General features: G+C 75.5%; 11 protein-coding genes. 8 read left to right on the forward strand and 3 right to left on the reverse strand.

Annotation, left to right across the window (positions count from 1 at the left end):
• Positions 1 to 61 precede the first annotated feature (61 nt).
• Entirely contained in the window at positions 62 to 1,444 is a 1,383-nt protein-coding gene (gene eccD, locus ACFVU9_RS33970; protein ID WP_380508800.1) for a type VII secretion integral membrane protein EccD, read from the reverse strand.
• 214 nt (positions 1,445 to 1,658) lie between these two features.
• On the opposite strand from eccD, the gene eccCa reads away from it, so the two are divergent.
• The 7 genes from eccCa (at position 1,659) to ACFVU9_RS34005 (ending at position 17,474) form a co-directional block, all read left to right on the forward strand.
• Positions 1,659 to 5,645, forward strand: coding sequence for a type VII secretion protein EccCa (gene eccCa, locus ACFVU9_RS33975; protein ID WP_387600069.1), 3,987 nt, complete (start codon positions 1,659 to 1,661; stop codon positions 5,643 to 5,645).
• A 73-nt stretch (positions 5,646 to 5,718) separates the two neighbouring features.
• Positions 5,719 to 9,300 (forward strand): hypothetical protein, encoded by a 3,582-nt coding sequence (locus ACFVU9_RS33980; protein ID WP_387600053.1) that lies wholly within the window; start codon positions 5,719 to 5,721, stop codon positions 9,298 to 9,300.
• 470 nt (positions 9,301 to 9,770) lie between these two features.
• The gene (locus tag ACFVU9_RS33985) at positions 9,771 to 10,226 is read left to right on the forward strand and encodes a hypothetical protein (RefSeq protein WP_387600056.1); all 456 of its coding nucleotides are present in this window, start codon (positions 9,771 to 9,773) and stop codon (positions 10,224 to 10,226) included.
• A 95-nt stretch (positions 10,227 to 10,321) separates the two neighbouring features.
• Positions 10,322 to 10,759: a hypothetical protein gene (locus ACFVU9_RS33990; protein WP_380498394.1), complete on the forward strand. Its 438-nt coding sequence runs from the start codon at positions 10,322 to 10,324 to the stop codon at positions 10,757 to 10,759.
• 122 nt (positions 10,760 to 10,881) lie between these two features.
• The gene (locus tag ACFVU9_RS33995; protein ID WP_387600059.1) at positions 10,882 to 12,330 is read left to right on the forward strand and encodes a hypothetical protein; all 1,449 of its coding nucleotides are present in this window, start codon (positions 10,882 to 10,884) and stop codon (positions 12,328 to 12,330) included.
• 40 nt (positions 12,331 to 12,370) lie between these two features.
• Positions 12,371 to 15,745 carry a right-handed parallel beta-helix repeat-containing protein gene (locus ACFVU9_RS34000; RefSeq protein WP_387600062.1) on the forward strand — a complete coding sequence of 1,125 codons (3,375 nt, stop codon included), beginning with the start codon at positions 12,371 to 12,373 and terminating at the stop codon, positions 15,743 to 15,745.
• A gap of 613 nt (positions 15,746 to 16,358) precedes the next feature.
• Positions 16,359 to 17,474: a S8 family serine peptidase gene (locus tag ACFVU9_RS34005; RefSeq protein ID WP_380447867.1), complete on the forward strand. Its 1,116-nt coding sequence runs from the start codon at positions 16,359 to 16,361 to the stop codon at positions 17,472 to 17,474.
• 218 nt (positions 17,475 to 17,692) lie between these two features.
• Here the strand turns inward: ACFVU9_RS34005 and ACFVU9_RS34010 are convergent, their stop codons facing one another.
• Positions 17,693 to 18,313, reverse strand: coding sequence for a TetR family transcriptional regulator (locus ACFVU9_RS34010; protein ID WP_380447869.1), 621 nt, complete (start codon positions 18,311 to 18,313; stop codon positions 17,693 to 17,695).
• A 67-nt stretch (positions 18,314 to 18,380) separates the two neighbouring features.
• Between ACFVU9_RS34010 and ACFVU9_RS34015 the strand changes: the two genes are divergently transcribed.
• The gene (locus ACFVU9_RS34015; RefSeq protein WP_387600066.1) at positions 18,381 to 19,856 is read left to right on the forward strand and encodes an FAD-dependent monooxygenase; all 1,476 of its coding nucleotides are present in this window, start codon (positions 18,381 to 18,383) and stop codon (positions 19,854 to 19,856) included.
• 40 nt (positions 19,857 to 19,896) lie between these two features.
• Here the strand turns inward: ACFVU9_RS34015 and ACFVU9_RS34020 are convergent, their stop codons facing one another.
• Positions 19,897 to 20,235 (reverse strand): hypothetical protein, encoded by a 339-nt coding sequence (locus ACFVU9_RS34020; protein ID WP_380498401.1) that lies wholly within the window; start codon positions 20,233 to 20,235, stop codon positions 19,897 to 19,899.
• Positions 20,236 to 20,487: the final 252 nt, after the last annotated feature.

Raw genomic sequence — 20,487 nt, forward strand, 5'->3', positions numbered from 1 at the left:
GTCCCACGCCCGTGCCCCGGCCGTGTCGATCGGCCGGGGCACGGGACGGGCATCGCGGCGCTCAGCCGCCCAGGGCGCGCAGGGAGTGGTAGAGGCCGCAGGCCTGGAGGGCCAGCGGGAGGAGGGCGAGGGCGGTCAGGGTGTGGAGGAGGTCGGCGATGCGGCCCCAGTAGGGCAGGAGGCGGCGGCCGGGGACGGTCCAGGCGGCGACCAGGAGGGCGGCGGTCAGGGCCACCAGGGCGCCGAGGAGGGCGAGGCGTTCCGAGGGGGAGGCGCCCGTGGTGAACCGGGTGAGCAGCACGGCGCCGCCGTACACGCCGGGCAGCAGGAGGACGAGGCGCTGGCGGATGCTGCCGATGGCGCGGGCGTGGAGGACGAGGAGCAGCGCGAGCGCCCCGGCCTCGGCCGGGCCGGCCCAGCCGCCCGTGAACGGCAGGACGGTGAGACAGACCGCGCAGACGGTGCCGATCGCGGTGTAGAGCGCCATCAGGTAGTCGTCGGCGACGAGCGCGCGGGGGAGGACGGCCGTGGCCGGGACGGGATCGATGTTCTCCTGGAGTTCCTCGGCGTTGCGCGGCAGCATCGGCAGCCGCAGGCCGGAGAGCCGGAACGCCACGGACGGCACGAAGGAGCCGACCAGGACGGCGAACACCGAGACGAGGGCGACGAGTTGGTCCGCGGCGAGGCCGAGCAGGAGCAGGGCCCCGGCCAGCACGCCGAGCGCGGCGACCAGCACCAGGCCGATGAACAGCGGCGCCGCGGCCCCCACCGCCGCCAGCGACAGCACGGCCGCGCCCGCCGCGGCGGAGGAGGCCGCGAGCACCCGGGCCCCGAGCAGGTCGTCGCCGCCCGGCCCGGCGGGCAGCAGCAGGGCGGCGAGCCCCAGGTACGGGACGGCGGCGGCGCCGAGCGCGGTGCCCGCGCCCGCGTCCGCCATCGCGCGGGAGGCGCTGGCCGCGCCGAGCAGCAGGAGCACGGCGACGCCCGCCGCCGCGGCCTCCCGCGGGGCGGCCGGGCCCGGGAGGGCCAGCACGATCCAGCCGGCCGCGAGGGCGGCCAGGGCGAGCGCGAGGGCGAGGCGGCGGGTGAGGGCCGGGCGCCAGGTGTCGCCGCGCTCGTGCATGCCGGTGGCGACGCCGTCGACCAGGTCGTCGAAGTGCACCGGGGGCAGGGCCTCGTGGCGGGGGCGCAGGTAGAGCGCGTCGCCGTCGTGGAGCGCCAGCGCCTCGACGCTCCGCTCCTCGTCCAGCGGCTCCTCGCCGAGCCGCTGGAGCACCCAGCCGCCGTGCTCCAGGCCGCTCTCGGCGAGGCCGGGGCCGGCGTGGCCGATGATCGCGGGGAGCAGGTCGGCCAGGGGGACGTCGGCCGGGACGGCGAGTTCGAAGACCGCCTCCGGCGCGTGGAACCTCAATCGGCACAGTCCTGCGACGGCGCTGGTGCTCACGCCTCTCCTCGGGGTCGGGGTCCGTAGTGTTCTCCGTCTTCTCGAACGGGCCGCGCGGGAGTCGGCGTTCACGCACCCGGCCGCGTCCGGCCGGACCCCGCTGAACCCCGCGGTCGCCGCCGCCCGTCAGCGTGAGAGGACGGTGGCGGAACGTGAGGAGCCCTGAGTGAGCGTGGTCCTGGTCAAGCGGACGCCCAGGCGTCCTGGGCCCGAGATGCCGGACGGCGACGTCCAGCTCCAGGAGCCGCCGGTCCTGCCCGAGAAGCAGAGCGGCATGTCGAGCATGATCGGCATGGCGCCGATGGCGCTCGGCTCGCTGTCGATGGTGTTCATGTTCCTGCGCCCGGCCGGGCCCGAGGGCGGCGGCGCGCTGAGCTACGTCGCGGTCGGCATGATGGCGCTGTCCGCCGTCGGCATGCTCGTCACCCAGCTGTTCCGCGGCTCCAGCGACCGCAAGCACCAGCTGCGCGCCGAGCGCCGCGACTACCTGCGCTACCTCGCCCAGATGCGCCGCCAGGTGCGCCGCTCGATCGACGCCCAGCGCAAGGCGCTGGCCTGGCGCCACCCCGCGCCCGGCGAGCTGTGGTCGCTGGTGGGCACCACCCGGCTGTGGGAACGGCGGGCCGCGCACCCGGACTTCAGCGACGTCCGGATCGGCCTCGGCGCCCAGCGCCTCGCGACCCCGCTCGCCCCGCTCGCCACCAAGCCGGTCGAGGACCTCGAACCGCTGTGCGCCCACGCGCTGCGCCGCTTCATCCACGCCTACGGCACCGTCGCCGACCAGCCGATGGCGATCCACCTGCGCGGCTTCGCCCAACTCCTGCTGCGCGCCGACGATCCCGAGGCCGCCCGCGCGCTCGTGCGCGCGATGATCGCCCAACTCGCCGTCGTGCACGGGCCGGACGAGCTCCACGTCGCCGTCGTCGCCGACGCCGAGCGGCGCACGCACTGGGAGTGGGCCAAGTGGCTGCCGCACGCCCTGCACCCGACCGACACCGACGGCGCCGGCCCGGTCCGGCTCGTCGCGGGCAGCCTCGGCGAGGTCGAGCAACTGCTCGGCGAGGAGTTCACCGGCCGGCCCGCGTACGAGCCCGACGCCGACCCGAGCCGCGACGAACCGTTCACCGTCCTCGTCCTCGACGGCCCCGGCGCGCACGCCGGCAGCCGCGCCGCGCTCACCGGCTACCGCAACGCCGTCCTCGTCGACCTCGCCGACACCCTGGAATGGCGCCCGGCCCGCACCACCCTGCGGCTGCGCGTCGAAGAGGGCCGGCTCACCATGGTCGGCGCCGACCGCAACCGCAAGGACGTCGTCACCGACCTCGGCCGCCCCGACGCCCTCGCGCTGCCCGCCGCCACCCGGCTCGCCGCCCAGCTCGCCCGCTACCGCATCGCCGACGGCGTCGACGTCGCCGAGCCGCTGGCCACCGACTTCGACCTGACCGCCCTGCTCGGCATCCCCGACCTGCACGCCCACGACGTCGAGGCCCTGTGGGCCCAGCGCGGCATCCCGCAGCGCCTGCGCGTGCCGCTCGGCCTCGGACCGGACGGCCGGCCCGTCGACCTCGACCTCAAGGAGTCCGCGCAGGGCGGCATGGGCCCGCACGGCATGCTCATCGGCGCCACCGGCTCCGGCAAGTCCGAACTGCTGCGCACGCTCGTCCTCGCGCTCGCCGTCACCCACTCCTCCGAGGTGCTCAACTTCGTCCTCGTCGACTTCAAGGGCGGCGCGACCTTCCTCGGCCTCGACACCCTGCCGCACACCTCCGCCGTCATCACCAACCTCGCCGACGAGGCCTCGCTGGTCGACCGCATGCGCGACGCCCTGCACGGCGAACTCGTGCGCCGCCAGGAGCTGCTGCGCGTCGCCGGGTACGCGTCGCTGCTGGAGTACGAGACGGCGCGCGAGGGCGGCGCGGCGCTGCGGCCGCTGCCCACCCTGTTCGTCGTCGTCGACGAGTTCAGCGAACTGCTCTCCGCCCACCGGGACTTCATGGAGCTGTTCGTGATGATCGGGCGGCTCGGCCGCTCGCTGGGCGTCCACCTCCTGCTCGCCTCCCAGCGGTTGGACGAGGGCCGGATGAGCGCGCTCGAATCCCACCTGTCCTACCGGATCGGCCTGCGGACGTTCTCGGCCATGGAGAGCCGGGGCGTCCTCGGCGTCCCCGACGCCTACCAGCTGCCCTCCCAGCCCGGCAACGGCTTCCTGCGCAGCGACATCTCCACCCTGACCCGCTTCAAGGCCGCCTACGTCTCGGGACCGTACCGGCCCAAGCGGCGTGCCGCCCAGCAGGCCGTCGTCGCCGGACAGGTCGTCCGGTACGGCACGGACTACGTGATGCAGCGCCAGGCGCCCGTGGTGGAGGTGGAGGAGGAGGCCACGGCGTCGGCCGGTTCCCTGCTGGAGATCGCCGCCGACCGCCTGCGCGACGCCGGACCGCCCGCCCACCGGGTCTGGCTGCCGCCCCTCGGGGTCCCGCCCACCCTCGACGAACTCCTGCCCCCGCTCGTCCCGCACCCCGACCGCGGCCTCACCACCGAGGACGAACACACCCACGGAGCCCTGCGGCTGCCCGTCGGCGTCGTCGACCGCCCCTTCCAGCAACTGCGGGACCTGCTCACCGCCGACCTGTCCGGCGCCGGCGGCCACGTCGGCATCGCCGGCGCCCCGCAGAGCGGCAAGAGCAACCTGCTGCGCACCCTCGTCACCGGCCTCGCCCTCACCCACACCCCGCGCGAGGTCCAGTTCTACTGCCTCGACTTCGGCGGCGGCACCCTCTCCGCCCTGCGCGGCCTGCCGCACGTCGGCGGCGTCACCGGACGCCACGACGGCGAACGGGTGCTGCGCACCATCGCCGAGGTCAACGGCATCATCACCCGGCGCGAGAAGTACTTCGCCGAACTCGGCATCGACTCCGTCGCCGCCTTCCGCCGCCGCAAGGCGGCCGGCGGACTCCCGGACGACCCGCACGGCGACGTCTTCCTCGTCATCGACGGCTGGAACACCCTGCGCCAGGAGTTCAACGACCTCGTCCAGCCGCTCACCCTCATCTCCCAGCGCGGCATCAACTACGGCGTCCACCTGGTCATCGCCACCACCCGCTGGGGCGAGATCACCGGCGGCCTGCGCGACCAGCTGCAGACCCGCTTCGAACTGCGCCTCGGCGACTCCGTCGACTCCGTCATCAACATGCGCGCCGCCGCCAAGGTGCCCAAGCTCCCCGGCCGCGGCCTCACCGACGACCAGCTCCACTTCCTCACCGCCCTGCCCCGCATCGACGGCTCCGGCAGCGCCGACGACCTCGGCGAGGGCGTCGCGGACCTCGTCGACGCCGTCGCCGCCCACTGGACCGGGCCCCGCGCCCCCGAGGTCCGGATGCTGCCGCTCAGCCTCGACGCCGGCCGGCTGCCCGCGCCGGAAGGTCGGCTGCGCGTCGCCATCGGCCTGGAGGACACCGAAGTCGCCCCGCTGTGGCACGACTTCGAGGAGAACCCGCACCTGCTCGTCGTCGGCGACAGCGAATCCGGCAAGACCAACCTGCTCGAACTCGTGATCCGCGGCATCACCAGCGCCTACACGCCCGCCGAGGCCCGCATCATGCTCGTCGACTTCCGGCGCGGCCTCTACGACGCCGTCCCCGAGGAGTACCGCCTCGGCTACGCGGTCGCCGTCGACAAGCTCCGCCAGATCGTCGACGGGGCGTCGCGCGCCATGAAGAACCGCATCCCGCCCGCCGACATCACCCCCGCCCGCCTCAAGCTGCGGGACTGGTGGGAGGGGCCCGAACTGTTCATCCTCGTCGACGACTACGACCTCGTCGGCGCCGGCACCGGGGCCCACCCGTTCGCCGCCCTCCTCGACGACCTCGCCCAGGGCGCGGAGATCGGGCTCCACCTCGTCGTCGCCCGCGGCGCCAACGGCATCGCGCGGGCCATGGGCGACCCGCTGGTCCGCAAGCTCCAGGAGGTCAACTCGCCCACGCTGCTGCTCTCCTGCCCGCCGTCCGAGGGCTACTTGTTCGGCAACCTCAAGCCGAGGGAGTTCCCGGCGGGGCGCGGGCTGTACATCACGCGGCGACGGACGGTGCAGGTGCAGACCGGCCGCCTGGCGGGGCCGGGCGGCTCGGGCGGCTCCGACGGCCCGGGCGGTTCGGGCGGTTCGGGTGGTTCGGGTGGTTCGGGTGGGGAGCTGGGCGCGTAGTGGCCGGCGGAGGGTCGGCGGGGGCGGACAGCGGTCGGCTGTCGGAGGTGGGCGGGTTGATGGGGGTCGATCGATGAGCCGGGTGACGACGGAGGGCGTCGAACGGTCGACGCTGCGTGGACTGGGGCCGCACTTCGTGATCGCGCCGCCGGGTGCGGAGGCGGCGGGGTTGGCGGCGGCCCTGGCGCCGGTGCGGGCCGAGGCGCACAGCCTGCTGGTCCTCGCGGCGGCCGAGGACGCGGCGCCCGTGCTGCGGGCGTCGCTGCCCGAACTGACGGGTGCGGCCTACGGGTTGGGCGCGGACACGCTCGTCCTCGCGGCCTCCGGCCTCGCCGCGCCGGGGCCGGACGGTCGCCGGCCGGCCGAACTCCTCGCCGGGCGCGCCGGGTTGACGGTCGTCGCGCCGGACGCGGTGGTGTCCGTCGAGCCCGACGGCACCCTGCGGGCCGTGGCCGGCTCCTGGTGGCGCTGCCGGCCGGGCGGCGGCCAGGCGGAGCCCCTGGGCGAGCGGTGGCCCGCGGCGGCGACGCTCACGCCGCTGGCCGGGGGCGCGTTCTGGGCGACGTCCGGGACACCCGCGGGGCGGCCCGCGATCCTCGACCACGCCTCGGGGCGGGACGGCGCCGTCGTGCTGGTGATCGGCGAGCCGTCGGGGAGGCTGCCTTCGGGCGTCCAACTCGTCCATTCGGCCGCCGATGTGATGACGTCCGCGCGCCCGGACTCCGTGCTGCTGCTCAGCGCTCCGTGGGCCGAGCCGATCGAACTCGTCGAGCTGGCCGCGGTCGTGGCCGCCTCGCTCCGGTACGAGGTGCGGGCCGCGATCGGCCTGCCCGTCCGCGACGGCGCCGGGCACCACCACGTCCACGTGGCGCCCGACGGGACGGCCGGCTGGGAGCCGTACCTGACCGAACTGGCCGCCTGCCCGGTCGAACGCAAGGTCACCGCCGTCGGCTGGCGCAGCCGCCCCGACGCCCCCACCGCCCCCGGACCCGCCCGCTACCCCGCCTTCCCCGGCTGGGAACTGGAGGCCGTCGCGGCCGGCCTGTGGCTCCGTCCCACCGGCACCACCAACCGCGGCCCCCGCATGCGCCGCCCCGACCCGGCCCGCCCCGTCCTCGTCGTCGGCACCCCGGGCCGCCCGGTCACCGAGGACACCTGGGCCCGCCTCGGCGACGCCCTCGCCACCCTCCCGTCCGCGCCCCGGCTCGGCCTGGTGGTGGCGGGCACGATGGACGCGGAGTCGCAGACGGTGGGCCGCTTCTGCGCCCGGCTCCACGGCATGGACTGGCTGGGGCCGGAACCCCTGTGGCCCGCCCCGGAGCCGGGGGCATCCGTCCCGGCGCCGGAGCCGCTGCGGGGGCGGGGAGAGGCGGGGGTGTCGGCTCCTGTGTCCGTTGGGACGGCGGCGGCCAGGCCTTTGGCCGTCGGCGGTGCGGCGCCGGAGCCGACGTCCAGCGCGGCGCTGGGGTCTTCCGATACCGACGCGCCGCCGGTCGCGCTTGGGCTCGCGCCCGTGGCGGCGCCGGTGCTGGAGCCGGATTCCACCGTGTCGCGGGATGGCGGCGCGGTGCCCGGCGCACCGTCGGTTGCCGGTGTGGCGCCGGTGGCCGCTGCTGAGGCTCCTGGGCCCTCCGCAGCCCGCGTGCCGGTGTCGGATTCCACCGTGTCGTGGGATGGCGGTGTGGTACCCGGCCATCCGTCGGTTGCCGGCGTGGCCCCTGCTCAGGCTCCTGGGCCTTCCACAGCCCACGTGCCGGTGTCGGATGCCACCGTGTCGCGGGATGGAGGTGCGGCGCCTGGGTCTTCGGGCGTGGGTGCGCCCGAGTCCGGCCTTCCGCCGGCCGCTGCCGCGCCGCCGGTGGCGTCGGCATCGACGGTGTACGCGAATCCGGCGCCGGACGGGCCTTCCGCACCCGCCGAGGATCCGTCGACGTTCTGGAGCGGCGACGCGGCCGGGGCGCCTGGCGCGCCAGGGCTGCTCGACGGGGTCGGGGCAGGGGAATCCACGTCTCCCGCGTCGACGGCATCGCTCGGCCCGGACGCAGAGGCGCTGCCGTCGGAATGTGACGAGGAGCCGGTCGTGTCGGCGGCCATGGTGGCGGGAGAAGTCGGCGTGACCGACTTCTCGGTACCTGGCCCGCTGGCGGAGTCGGCCCTTGCGGTCACCCGAGGCCCGGACACAGCGGTGCCGCCGTCGGAACGTGATGGGGCGCCGGTCGTGTCGGCGGCCATGGTGGCGGGAGAAGTCGGTGGGACCGACTTCTCGGTACCTGCCCCGCCGCCGGCGCCGGATCGGGGGGCTGCCGGGGCGTCCCCGGCACCACCGGTGGCTGAGGCCCCGGGGAGCGAGGAGCCTCCCGAACCCGTACCTGCGCCGACTCCGGTCTCCGCCGTCGGTGGCCTGAGGGATGGCACGTCGCCGTCCGCCACCAGCGGAGCCCCGAGGCCGGCTCCCGCGCTCCCGGCGGCAGCGGCACCGGCCGACGATGCGGCCTCCGTGGGCATGGCCGAGTCGGCGCCTGGCGGGCGGCCGTTGGCTGGGCCGGAGGGTGCGTTGCCGGGCGCCGAATCGGGTTCTGATCCGAGCGCGACGGTGGTGCCGGGCGTCGGCGGGGTCTCCGGAGGCACTGACGGGTCCGTCAGCGCGCCGCCGGTTGGTGGGCCGGAGAGTTCGTGGCCGGACACAGCGGCGGAGCCGGACGGCGATGCGACCGCCGAGGGTCCGGAAGGGCCGGCCCGCGGGGCTACGCTCGGCGAGTTGCCGTCCGATCCGTCGGGCGATCGGCCGAGTTCGATCCCGGGAGCCGCCGTACCGGACACGGGCGGCAGCGCGATCGCGCAGCGCGCCGGCGGGGTTGCCGCCGGGCCGATGCCGGGTGAGCCGTCGTCGGACCGGGCGGACGAACCGTCTCCCCAGCCCGCCGAAGCCCCCACCCCGGCCGCGGACCGCACCGCCCTCGTCGCCCTCCTCGGGTCCGCGTACCCGCGCCTCGCGCGCCGGGCCGAGGACGCGTCGACGAGGCTGCCGGGTCTGCGCCCGCAGGCCGCCGGGGGCGACCCCGGGCCGGAGCTCGTCGCGGTCCTGGTGCACCATGCCGAGTCCGCCGTCCCCGTCGCCCGTGAGGCCCTGGTCGCGGCGGCCCGGATGGGTGCGCCCGGCCCGCTGGGGTCGTACCTGCGGTGCCTTGCTGCCGGGTTGCGCCGGCTCCCGAGCCACTACGGCGGCGTGCTGCTCGCGGCCCCCGCCAGCGGATGCGACCTGGCGCGCTTCACGCCCGGTGCGGTCTTCACCGAGCGGGCTCCGGTGAGCGGGCTGGCCGCGGTGGGGGCCGATCTCGGGGAGGACGTGGAGGTGGAGTTCGCGGTGTGGTCCGTCGGCGGGCGGCGCTGTTCGGCGTTCGGCGAGCCGGGCGAGCCGGCGGCGGTGGTGTTCGCACCGGGGACGGGCTTCGAGGTGGTGGCCGTCGACGCCGCGGACCCGGCTGCCGGGGTCCCCGCCCGTGTGCTGCTCCACGAGGTGGGGAGCATCCGTCCCGCCCCCGACCGTCTCCGCACGTGGCTCGCCCGCCGGGACGCCATCGCCCCGGCCGACCGCGTCCGCCCGCCCCACCCGGCGCACTACCGCCTGGACTTGGGGGCGGCCGGCCGGCGGTGATCGCAAGGGCATCGTCGCACTGACGCCCGCGCCCGGTGACACCGTCTTGTGAGCCACACGTGAGGCGCTGCGGGCCCGGTGACGCGCGGCGCGGCGCGCATCGGGGAGGAGCAGCGTGAGGAGTGGCGCACCGACCTGGACCGGAAGATCCGGGCGGTGCGCCGCTTCGCCCGCCGGTAGGGCGCCCAACTGCTCGCCGCCGACGGCATGTTCGCCGGACTCGCGGCGGCGGTCACGCCCGAGCACTGGTCCGCGGACGGCGTGCACCCGACGCCGGCCGGTCACGCCGCGCTCGCGGAGGCCTGGCTGCGGCGGGTCGCGTGATCGGGGCGCGCTGTGTCGAACCGGATTGCGTACCGGGCGGGTTGAACCCGTTCCGGCGGGGTCTCCGTCAGCACTTGTGAGGGGCCGACGTGTTCGCCCGGCCCCGGCTGGTCCCGGTGTCCCTTCCCTGGAGCAATGGAGCAATCATGAAGAAGATCAAGGCCGTTGCGGCTTCCGTGGCCGCGCTCGCCGCCATCGCCATCGGCGCGGCGCCCGCGAGTGCGGCGGGCACGGGCGGCAGTGGCACGGGTTCGGGTGCCAAGGGTGTGGGCACGTGCAGCAGCAAGGTGTGGGACGGCAAGTTCCTCTGCGGCGGCGCGTACGGGGACGGCACGGCGACGTACTACTTCCGCGACGGCCGTCAGGAGGTGTTCGTCATCGGCACCGACCACGCGGTGTGGACGCGTTGGACCACCGACAAGGCCGGCCACAAGAGCGGCTGGCTCTCCATGGGCGGTGTGCTGGCGGGTCCGGTCAGCGTTCTGGCTTCGGACATGGGGTTCGGCAACTTCGAGATCGGGGCGGTCGGTTCCGACGGCCACATCTGGGCGCGTGCCCGTGACACCAACGGCAACTGGACCGGGTGGGCCTCGGTCTCGTAGTCGGGTCCCGGTTGAACCCTCCGCCGTCGCCCGGCCGTCGGAGAGACGTGAGCCCCGGTGCGGAACGCGCCGGACGTGCGGGAGGAGTGCCGAAGGTGAACGAGGCGGAGCGGGACGGGTTCAGGCTCGCGGCGGTCTTCGACGCCGTGGATCCGGTGACGGGCCCGGGGTTCGCGCCCGGCCGTCCCCGGCTGGCGGAGGGGCCGGAGCGACGGGCCGTGGTGCGCTACCTGCGGGACGGGGCGGCCGTGCTGCTCACGCCGACGCTCATGGACGACGTGGTCGACCCGGAGCGGCGCGGCGTGGTGCCGCTCGGCTTCCGGACGGATGGGCAGTGGATCTGGACCGACACGGTGACCTACTACCTGGAGACCCACGGCGTGGCACCCGAGCCGGGCCTGCTCGCGCACGTCCGGGCACAGGGGGACGGGCCGTGCGTCCGGCCGGGCCGCGAGGTGCTGGAGCGGGCGGCGGCGTTCGTCCTGGCGCCGCCGGAGCCGGGTCGGGCCGCGGTGTGGTCGGTCGGGTCGTAGCGGACTGAACGCGAGCGGGACGCCGTCCGTCGGTGCTTGGCGGACGGTGGGGCGGTAGCGGACTGAACGCGAGTGGGGGCGCCGTCCGTCGGTGCTTGTAGGAGTGGCGTCGAGTGCAGGGGATGAGCGTGGGCGAGGAGAAGCGCGGCGATGGGGGCCAGGGTTCGCCCGGGTTTCACCTCCCCGTGGTCAACTGGGCCGTGGCAGCCGAGGCGGAGGGCGAGGACGAGACGGCCGAGATCGGTCCGGCTCTCTCCGAGCCGGGTTCGGGCGGCGCGGTCGGGTCGGCGCCGGAGGTGCCGGCCGGGACCGAGCCCGCCCCGCCGCCGGCACTGCCGGAGTCCGCCCCCCTGATCGAGGCCGGGACGGCCGCCGCCACGCCGGAGGCGCTCGCGGAGGCGGCCGTGGCGGACCGCGAGGGCGCCACGACCGCCGCCGACGGCCCGCGTCCGGGCCGGGTTTCGCGTCCGATGGTCGCGGCCGCCGTCGCGGTGGGCCTGGTGCTGGTGGGTGCGTCCGTCGTGGTCACGCAGCTGGGCGGGGGCGATCCGAAGCACGGTCCCGCGCAGGCGGACAACCCGCCCGGGTACGGGCAGGGCGGCGGCGACGGCGGCAACGGGTACGTGCCGGGCACCGACGGCAACAACGGTGGCAACGGCGGCGGCAACGGCGCGCCCCCCGGAGACCAGGGCGCACCCGGCGGCACTGCACCGGGTGCCGCGGTGCCCGTCGGCGACCCCGTCGCGGGTGCGCCGAGCACGGACGCCGGTCAGCCGGTCGTCCCGGGCCAGTCGGCCGGTGCCCCTGCGGCGGGCGCGCCCGGGGCCGGTGGCGCGCCTGCGGCCCGGCAGCCCGGCACGGTGAACCAGGGCGGCGGCAACCCGGCGGCCACGACGGGTGGTTCATCGGGCGGCGGCTCCGGCGGGTCCGGCGGCGCCGGCGGCAACGCCCCGCAGCAGCCCGCGCCGGGGGCCGCCAAGCCCGCCGTCCCGGGCCAGCAGCAGCCCGCCCCGCAACAGCCCGCGCCCCAGCAGCCGGCCCCGCAGCAGCCCGTCCCGCCCGCGAAGCCCGCCGACCCGCCGCCCGTGGTGACGGTCCTCGGCCCGGGGTGCAGCGGCAAGGGCTCCTACCGGGAGAACGGCCGGTTTAGCAAGGGCATCGAGGGCTGGATCGGCAACTCCGGCGGCTGGAGCGGCGACGGCTGCAACGGCAGCTACACCTCGGTCCCGATGTACGGCGACGCCTCGAAGGACGACCCCTCCGCCTCGGTGGTGTGGACGTTCAACCTGGGCAACGCCAGCACTTGCGCCCTGTCCGTCTACGTCCCCGCGAGTGGAGACGTGACGAAGGTCGGCGGCCACCCGACGTACTACACGGTGCAGAGCGGCGGATCGGGCGGCTCCTTCAACGTCAACCAGACGGCCAGTCAGGGAAGTTGGGTGAACGTAGGCAGCTTCGCCTACAGCGGCTCGCTGTCCGTCACCCTCCACACCCGCGGCGTGGACTGGGGCAGCGGCGTGTCCCACGCCCACCACGCGGCGAGCGCGATCCGCGCGACCTGCACCTCCTGACCGCCCCACGCTCCACCCCCAACGAAGGGAACCCCCACGCATGTCACGCGCGGTGCTGACGGTCTGTGCGGAGCAGCGGGAGTCCGGCTCGCAGCCGGGCTTCTACCGCACGATCGGCGAGGCCCTCCAGGCGGCCCGCAGCGGCGCGGTGATCTCGGTGCGCCCCGGCCGGTACGAGGAGAACCTGGTGGTCACCAAGATGGTGACGATCACGGCCGAGGACGTCCGGGGCAGCGTGCGGATCAGTCCGCGCCGCGGCTCGGTGCTCCAGGTGCTGGCCGAGGCGGTGCAGTTGACCGGCCTGGTGCTCCAGGGCCGGGACGAGGAACTGCCCACCGTGGACGTGCCGCGCGGCCAGCTCGCCCTCCAGGACTGCGAAGTGGCCGGCAGCGCCTGGACGGCCGTACTGACCCGCCAGCAGGGCGAGTTGGCGATGCGCGGCTGCCGCGTGGTGAACCCGGCGGGCGCCGGCCTGGTGGAGACCTCGACCGGTGCGAGCGTCATCGAGGACAGCGTGATCGAACACCTGGGCACCTCCGCCCTGGTGATCGGCGAGCGCGCCAACCCCACCGTGCGCCGCTGCGTGCTGCGCGACGCCCGGGGCAACGGCGTGTGCGCCAACGGCGAGTCCCGCGGCGTGATCGAGGACTGCGAGATCTCCGCAACCGACAAGCCCGCCATCGCACTCGAGGAGCAGAGCACCACCCGCGTGGTGCGCACGCAGATCCGCGACAGCGCGCTCGGCGTCTTCATCGGCTCCACCGCCCGCGTGGAGCTGGAGGACTGCACCGTCAGCGCCGTGCGCGCCCACGGCTACGTGCTCACCAACGGCACCGACCCGCTGCTGCGGCGCTGCCGCGCGGTCCGCACGCAGGGCAACGGCCTGCACGTCTCCGGACGCGCCAGGGGCACCTTCGAGGACTGCGAGGTGACGTCCGCCGTCCAGGCCGGCATCCACGTCGGGGAGTCCGCCGGGCCGAGCCTGGTCCGGACGGTGGTGCGCGACGGCGAGACGGACGGCGTCGAGCTGACCGGCGAGAGCGCGGCCGAGTTCGACCGCCTGGAGGTGCGGGACGCGGCCGGCGCCGGGGTCGTCGTCCGCGACGGCGCCAACCCGCTGCTGCGCCGCCTCGCCGTCACGGCCGCGGCCGGGCACGGCGTCGAGGTGCTGCGCGACGGGCGCGGCCGGATCGAGGACGCCACCGTCGTCGACTCGGGGCGCGACGGGGTGCGCATCGAGGACGGCGCGAACACCTACGTCGGCGGCAGCACCGTGCGCGGCAGCAAGGGCTGCGGGATCTCGGTCGGCGCCGAGGGCGTCGCGACGCTGCGCGACGTCGACGCCGAGGACAACGCGTACGACGGCGTGAGCGTCGAGCACGACGGCGAACTCACCGCCACCCGGGCCGGCCTGCGGGCCAACCGGCGGCACGGCCTGCACCTCCTGCCCGGCGCCAGGGCGACCCTGACGGGCTGCCGGATGACCAACAACACCGTGGACGGCGTCCGTTCGGAGTCCGCGGAGCCCGTCCGGCTGAGCGACTGCGTGGTCGCCGAGAACGAGGGCGCGGGCCTGCGGCAGACCGAGCCGACCGAACGGCTCGCCGTCGAGCACCTGGACAGCCGCGACAACCGCTCCGCGGACGCCCACGGCACGGCCGCCGCGGCCGCCGCGACGACCCCGGCCGCCGTGGAGGCCGCTGCGGACGGCCCGGCCGGTGAGGCGGCCGCCCCCGTGAAGGAGCAGGGCCCGCAGGCCGTCCTGCAGACCCTCGTCGGCCTGGAGGGCGTCAAGGACCAGGTCGCCACGCTCGTCAACCTCAACAAGCTCGCCCGCCGCCGCGAACAGGCCGGCCTGCCCGCCCTCCCGATGAGCCGCCACCTCGTCTTCGCCGGGCCGCCGGGCACCGGCAAGACCACCGTCGCCCGCCTCTACGGCGCGATCCTGGCCGAACTCGGCGTGCTGCGCAGCGGACACCTGACCGAGGTGGCGCGCGCCGACCTGGTCGCCTCCATCATCGGCGGCACCGCGCTCAAGACCACCGAGGTGGTCAAGGAGGCGCTCGGCGGCGTGCTGTTCATCGACGAGGCCTACACGCTCTCCGCGGGATCGGGCGGCAGCGGCCCCGACTTCGGCCGGGAGGCGATCGACACGCTCGTGAAGCTCATGGAGGACCACCGCGACGACCTCGTGGTGATCGTCGCCGGGTACGAGGACGAGATCCGCGAGTTCCTGGCCTCCAACCCGGGCCTCGCCTCCCGCTTCAGCCGCACCGTCGAGTTCGAGAACTACAACGACGACGAGCTCACCACCATCGTCGAGCGGGCGGCCGCGAGCCACGGCTACGAACTCGCCCCGGGCACGCGCGAGGCCCTCGCCGTCCACTTCGAACGGATGCCCAAGGGCCCGGACTTCGGCAACGGACGGGCGGCGCGCAAGGTGTTCGAGGAGATGGTCGACCGGCAGGCCGGGCGGCTCGCCGAACTCGAGCAGTTCGACAACGCCGACCTCACCCTGCTCCTCCCGGCCGACGTCGGCGAGGAGGCCGCGGCGGCGGTCGCCCGGGCCGCGGCGGGGGAGGAGGAACCCACGGCGCCCGGCCTGCTGGACCGGCTGCGCGCGATGGTCGGCCTCGCGGCGGCCAAGGAACAGGTCGAGGACCTCGTCAACCTCACCCGCCAGACCCGCCGCCGCATCGAGGCCGGCCTCCCGGCGGCCACCATCAGCCACCACCTCGTCTTCTCCGGCCCGCCCGGCACCGGCAAGACCACCGTCGCCCGCCTCTACGGCGAACTCCTCGCCGAACTGGACGTGCTGCCCGGCGGCCAGCTCATCGAGACCGCCCGCGCCGACCTCGTCGGCCGGTACATCGGCCACACCGCCCAGCTGACCCGTGACGCCTTCGAACGCGCCCGCGGCGGCGTGCTCTTCATCGACGAGGCGTACACGCTGACGCCCCGGCACGGCGGGGGCGGCGACTTCGGCCAGGAGGCCGTGGACACGCTGATGAAGCTCATGGAGGACCACCGCGACGAGGTCGTCGTCATCGTCGCCGGCTATCAGGAGGAAATGCGCGGCTTCCTCGCCTCCAACCCCGGTCTGGCGTCGCGCTTCTCCCGCGAGATCACCTTCGACCACTACTCGGACGACGAACTCATCACCATCGTCCGCCTCCAGGCCGAGGCCGCCGGCTACACCTGCACCCCGGACACCCTGACGGCCCTGAGCGCCCTCTTCCGCGCCGTTCCGCGCGACAACTCCTTCGGCAACGGCCGCTTCGCGCGGCAGGTGCTGGAGGCGATGATCACGCGTCAGGCGGGCCGCCTGTCCCGCCTGGACATCGGGGACCTGGACGAACTCAGCCTCCTGCTGCCCCAGGACATCCCGGCCGAGCGCATCGGCAGTTTCGCGTGAGCCGGGTGACGGGGGCGGTGGCAGGAGCGGCGGCGGTCCGTTCGGCCGACCGGGCCCCACGGGCCCGCCGACCGCTGCCGCGCGGGGCTGCGGCAGGCCGGATCGGCGGCTTCTCGTGAGGCGCCGGGCGGACGACGTGGTCCCGGTGGACGACGTGGTCCCGGTGGACGAGGTGGTCCCGGCGGCCGAGGTCCCGGCCGCCCCTATGACAGCCGTCGGCCGGCGGAGCGGGGAGGGGAGGGGACCGGCAGCCGGGGCGTCGGCGTCCGTGGGGGACGCGTGTGGGGATGAGCCCGCGCTGCCGACCCCCTCCCCGACCACCGCCGGCCGGCGGCCTTCGCCCGACGAGGAACCGGGGCAGGCGGGCGGGCGCGAGCCGTCGGCCGGCCGGCCTCGGGCACGGCGGGCGTTGTCGGCGTCCGTACCGTCCGCCGCCTCGACCACCGCCGGCCGACGGCCCTTCGTAGTGCGGGCTTCGGCGACGGTCCTGGCCGCTGCGCTGCTGCTTCCGGCGGGAGCCGCATGGGCCGACACACCTGCGCCCGCGACCGCGCCCTCGCCGTCCTCCTCGCCCGGGGACGCCTTGCCGGGCGTCAGCCAGGTGCGGCGGGACGTGTCCGGGAAGCCCGCGGGCTGCCTGCCCGCGTCGGCGAAGGGCACCCAGCTCACGCCCTGGCCGCAGACGTTCCTGCGGCCCGACCGGGTGTGGCAGCTGAGCCGTGGCGACGGAGTGACGGTCGCGGTGCTCGGCTCGGGGCTGGGCGACGGCTCCGGACTGCTCGCCGGCCGTACCGACTTCGCGCCCAGGCTCGACGGCGCCGCCGACCCGGCGCACGACTGCGTCGGCCACGGCAGCTTCCTGGCCGGGCTGATCGCCGCCGACCGCCGCGACGGCACCGGCTTCTCCGGCCTGGCGCCGCACGCGCGGGTCCTGGCGGTGGGCGTCACCGACGACACCGGCACGACCACCGCGGACCGGCTCGCCCAGGGCATCACGGCGGCGGCCGACCGGGGCGCGCGCATCATCGCCGTCGGCGTCACCGTCCCCGAGGGCAACGACGCACTGGCCGGGGCCGTGCGCCGGGCCCGGGCCAAGGGCGCGCTGATCGTCGCCCCGGCCGGGCCCGACACCGCACCCACCGCGCAGGCCAAACCGACCCCCGTCTACCCCTCCGCCTACCCCGAGGTGCTGGCCGTCCGCGACCTCGGCCCGGCCGGGGCGCTGCCGGAGAACGCGGCGGTCGGCGGCCGGGTGGACCTGGCCGCCCCGGGCGACGCCGTGACCGGCCCCGGCCCGGCGGCGGGCGGCTACTACACGGGCGCGGGCCCGAGCTTCGCGACGGCCTTCGTCGCCGGCACGGCGGCCCTGGTCCTCGGCTACCGCCCGACCCTCACCGCCGACCAGCTGACGGCCCGTCTCGAAGCCACCGCGTACCGCCCGGGCGGCCCGGTGCCCGATCCGCAACTCGGTTACGGAACGGTGGACTTGGTCGCGGCCGTGACGAGCACGCTCGACCACGAGACGTCCCCGAGCCCGCACCCCACCACCCCGACCACGGCCGCCCTGGCGATGCCACCCGGCCGCCCCACATCCGAAGCCCCCGCCCAGGCCACAGCGGTGGCCCTGACCGCACTGGGCACGATCGGCCTGGTAGCCGTCGCCGGAGCCATAGCCCCCCGAGGCCGCGCCCGCCGCTGGCAACCGGCAAAGGCCGACGACGCGTCGTAGCACCACCCCGAGCCCGGCGGACGGGGGATCCCGTCGGTCTCGGGGATGCCGTGGCCCTGTACGACAACCCCGAGGCCGACTTCAGTCCGTCCAACGTCTGGGCCGCGGACCGGTCGTGGCTCCTGTGCACCGACTACGACCTCTGGGGCACCAAGGTCGCCGGACCCACCGGGCCTCGTCGAGGCGCTGCTGAACGACCCCGAGCCGAAAGGCCCGCCCTAGCCCAGTCCGTTGCTCAGCAGGTCGAAGGCGCGCTCGGTGGCGTGGACGGCTGCCGGGTAGTGGTCGTCGGCGGAGGTGCCGGCGGCCAGGTGTTCCTGGTGCATGATCGCGAGCTCGCGCTGCACCACGATCACCTGGGCGGCCACGAGGCGGGCGGTGACTGGGTCGACGTCGGCCTCCTGCAGGGCCGCGCACAGGGCTTCGGCGCCGCGTTCGGAGTAGCGGATCAGCCGTGATGCCAGGCTCTCGGTGCCGGCGATCAGGCGGAGGAAGGCCATGACCTCGGGGTCGTCGCAGAGGCCGGTGTTCGGGTCGCGCCGGGCCAGGGCGTCGAGGCGGGCCGTCCGCAGCGCCTCCAGCGGGGGTTGGCCGTCCGGGCGGGCGCGGACGATGCGGGCCGCTTCGCTCTCGTGGTCGGCGAAGCGCTGGAGGACGAGGTCCTCCTTCGTCGGGAAGTAGGCGAAGAGGGTGCGCCGGGAGACGTCCGCCGCCTCGGCGATCTCGGTGATCGACACCTGGTCGAAGCCCTTGTCGAGGAAGAGGCGGATCGCGGTCGCCGCGATCGTCTCCCGGGTGCGTTCCTTCTTGCGTTCCCGCAGGCCCATGTGCTGATTCATGCACTCAGTCTACCTTGTGGTAGACTGAGTGCAGAATTGCACCTGGTTTCTTCTTTCGGAGGTTGCTGTGCAGACCGAAGTCATCGTCGTGGGGGCGGGCCCGACCGGGCTGATGCTGGCGCACGAGCTGACGCTGGCCGGGATCCCGGTCGTCGTCACGGAGAAGCTGCTCATCCGGAGCACCCAGTCCCGGGCCGGCAGTCTCCAGCCGCGCACCGCCGAAGTGCTGGACCTGCGGGGGTTGTTGGAGCCGCTGCTCGCGGAGCTGCCGGCGGGGGAGAGCTTGGGCGGGCACTTCGCCGGCCTGCCGGTCGAGCTGGACTGCACGCCGTGGCGCACCCGGTACCCGCACCCGGTCGGCGTCCCGCAGGCCGCGCTGGAGGCGCACCTCGAAGGACTCCTCGCCGAGCGGGGCGTGCCCGTGCTCCGCGGCCGCGAGGTGACGGCGGTCGCGCAGGATGCGGACGGGGTCACCGCCGAGTGGCGAGCGGAAGACGGCGGCAGCGGCGAGATCCGCGGCGAGATCCGGGGCCGCTACCTCGTCGCGTGCGACGGCGGGCACAGCACGGTCCGCCGGCTGCTGGGCGTCGCGTTCCCCGGCCGGGAGCGCCGGATGTCCGCCGTGGCCGCGGACCTCACGCTCGTCTCGCGCTCAGACAAGGTCCGCACCGAGCCCGGGCACTTCAGCGAGTACGCGCGGTCGGCCAACGGCTTCCACACGATCCTGCACCCGATCGGCCCGGACCTGTACCGGATGCTGTTCGGCAAGCTCTCCGGGGACGGCCCGGACCACGCGTCGCCGGTCTCCGCCGACGAGGTCCGGGAGGCCCTGCACGCCGTGTACGGGCCGGAGACGGTGCTGGGCGAACTGCGCGCGGCCTCCCGGTTCGGCGACGCCGTGCGCCAGGTCGAGCGCTACCGCGAGGGCCGGGTGCTCTTCGCCGGGGACGCGGCGCACATCCACATGCCGATCGGCGGCCAGGGCGTCAACCTGGGCGTCCAGGACGCCGTCAACCTGGGCTGGAAGCTCGCCGGCACGATCAACGGCTGGGCGCCCGCCGGCCTGCTCGACAGCTACCACGAGGAGCGGTACCCGGTCGCCGCCCGGGTGCTGCGCCACACCCGCGCGCAGGGCGTGATCATGAACCCGGGGCGGGACGAGGAGATCGCCACGGTCCGCGAGATCGTCACCGACCTGCTGCGGCTGCCCGACGCCCACCGGTACGTCTCGGGCATGATGTCCGGCCTGGACCTCCACTACCCGGGTGTCGGCCCCCGGCTGATCGACCTGGAGCTGACCACCGAGGACGGTCCGGTCAGGGCGAGCTCGCTGATGCGCTCCGGCCGCGGCCTGCTGCTGTCCCTCGACGGCCGGCGGCGGTCGGTCGGCGACCGGGCCGACCGGGTCGAGCACGTCCTGGCGAAGACCGAGGAGGACGTCGACGGGGCCGGGGCCCTCCTGATCCGCCCCGACGGCTACCTCGCCTGGACCGACACCGACGGCACGCCGCTCGACACGGCCCTGGCCCGCTGGTTCGGCTGAGCACCGGCCCGGGCCCGGGGCCGGTTCGCCCGAGGTCCGCTCAGGCGAGCCGGTCCGGGGACGGGAGCCGGGTGACCGGGTCGTCGGACCAGGAGTAGACCTCCAGCAAGGACAGGTAGCCCTCGGACGCGAACAGCATGACGCCGCCCACCGGTTCGCCGGTCTCGTCGAGCACGGTGGCCTCGGCGAACGGACTGTCCACGGCGGGCGCCGCGGGCACCGCCGACCGGTCCAGGGCGAAGTCGATGCTCGGGCACGGGCAGCGGCAGTGGCCGGCGACGCGCAGATGGGGGATCTGCGCGGACAGCTCCGGGTAGGCGTCGCCGAGGAGGGCCTTCAGGAGGTGCACCGCTTCGTCGGGTACGGGCTCGCCGGTCATGGCCCGAGCCGATCATCCGGCGGCCGGGCAGGTCAAATCCCGGTCCGGGCCGTCAAATCCGCGGCCGGGCCGGTCAATCCCGGGGCGGCCTGGTCAAATCCGGCGGTCGGCCATCGCGTCGCCGGTGAGGGCGGCCAGTTCGAGGACCGCCGCCGCCCGGGCCCTGGGGCGGCGGGGCAGGACGACGACGCCGCGGCAGCGGGTCCGGAAGTGGGCGATCAGGTGGCGGGGGGGGCGGGGGGGGGGGCCGGG

It is taken from the genome of Kitasatospora sp. NPDC057936 (assembly GCF_042887525.1).
GTDB lineage: Bacteria > Actinomycetota > Actinomycetes > Streptomycetales > Streptomycetaceae > Kitasatospora.

Bases quoted from the DNA above. Each gene is read 5' to 3' on its own strand.
- eccCa (WP_387600069.1), top strand. From the start codon at position 1,659: ATGCCGGACGGCGACGTCCAGCTCCAGGAGCCGCCGGTCCTGCCCGAG.
- ACFVU9_RS34000 (WP_387600062.1), top strand. From the start codon at position 12,371: ATGTCACGCGCGGTGCTGACGGTCTGTGCGGAGCAGCGGGAGTCCGGC.
- ACFVU9_RS34020 (WP_380498401.1), bottom strand. From the start codon at position 20,235: ATGACCGGCGAGCCCGTACCCGACGAAGCGGTGCACCTCCTGAAGGCC.
- ACFVU9_RS33995 (WP_387600059.1), top strand. From the start codon at position 10,882: ATGAGCGTGGGCGAGGAGAAGCGCGGCGATGGGGGCCAGGGTTCGCCC.
- ACFVU9_RS34010 (WP_380447869.1), bottom strand. From the start codon at position 18,313: ATGAATCAGCACATGGGCCTGCGGGAACGCAAGAAGGAACGCACCCGG.
- ACFVU9_RS33985 (WP_387600056.1), top strand. From the start codon at position 9,771: ATGAAGAAGATCAAGGCCGTTGCGGCTTCCGTGGCCGCGCTCGCCGCC.
- ACFVU9_RS33980 (WP_387600053.1), top strand. From the start codon at position 5,719: ATGAGCCGGGTGACGACGGAGGGCGTCGAACGGTCGACGCTGCGTGGA.